This is a genomic window from Microcoleus sp. Pol12A5 (assembly GCF_036701435.1).
Taxonomy (GTDB): domain Bacteria; phylum Cyanobacteriota; class Cyanobacteriia; order Cyanobacteriales; family Microcoleaceae; genus Microcoleus.
This window is the reverse complement of sequence record NZ_JAUBQU010000317.1, coordinates 1-1065: the sequence shown is the minus strand read 5'-3', so window position 1 is coordinate 1065 and position 1065 is coordinate 1. Positions and strand designations below refer to the sequence as shown.

The window sequence follows — 1065 nt, the reverse complement described above, 5'->3', positions numbered from 1 at the left end:
AAAAAGACAAGCAATCGACTGATTTACCCGTAGCACTTTGTAGGGTTTGCAAGGACAATTCATTAACTGCCCCTACTGCCGCCAGCATCACTTCGCCCGCAGCCGAACAGACTGCTAAAATTGTGCCATCCAGCGACCAAGTAACAGCAGTTACGTAGTCAGACAGCATTACTTCGGCGTGAAATTCCAGGGTTCGTTCGCTACTTTTTAAACTAGACACCGACGGAAATCCTCTTTCAATTGATTTTCGTTTAAGTCGCGACCGATGAATACAAGCTCGTTTTTCGGAGTTTCGGTGGCTTTCCAAGGTCTATCCTGCCGGCCATCAAACACCATGTGTACTCCTTGGAAAACAAATCGCTTGTTGTCTCCGGCGACATTCAAAATGCCTTTTGTCCGAAAGATATTCGGTCCTTGAGTTCGCAACAATTCCTCCATCCAATCGCTAAATTTGTTGCGGTCAAGGGCGCCGGGTTCTACTATGGCTACGGAGGTAACTGTTTCGTCGTGTTCGTGAGTGTGTTCGCCCAAAAAGTCGGGTTCGATTTCTAATGCCCGGTTCAAATCAAATGCTTTAACGCCCAACAAAGCATCCATCTCTAATTCAGCGTTACGGGTGCGGTGAATTTTTGCCATTGCATTCATGGCGCGAATTCGCTTTTCTAATTCGACCAATTCTTCGTCAGTCACTAAATCAGTTTTGTTGAGCAAAACTACATCAGCGAAGGCAATTTGTTCTTGAGCTTCGTCGGCGTCCCAGTGCTGCCAGATGTGCTTGGCATCGACTACGGTGACAACTGCATCTAGCAGTAATTTTTCCCGCATATCTTCGTCTACAAAAAAGGTTTGAATTACGGGTGCGGGGTCGGCTAAACCTGTGGTTTCGATGACTATGTGGTCAAATTTGTCTCGCCGCTTCATCAAGTTGCCGATAATCCGGATTAAATCGCCTCTGACTGTACAGCAAATGCAGCCGTTGTTCATCTCAAAAATTTCTTCATCGGCATCAATTATCAGTTGGTTGTCGATGCCTACTTCGCCGAATTCGTTGACGATGACTGCAAC

At 46.3% G+C, this 1065-nt stretch carries 1 protein-coding gene and 1 pseudogene; both read right to left on the bottom strand.

The genetic code is table 11. The features are described 5' to 3' along the window. A pseudogene (locus QUA45_RS28980) lies at positions 1-220 on the bottom strand (hypothetical protein); the annotation flags it as partial. Further along, positions 208-1065, bottom strand: an 858-nt coding sequence (locus QUA45_RS28975) for a GTP-binding protein (RefSeq protein ID WP_333223406.1), incomplete at its 5' end; no start/stop codon positions are given. The gene QUA45_RS28975 and the pseudogene QUA45_RS28980, both read right to left, overlap by 13 nt.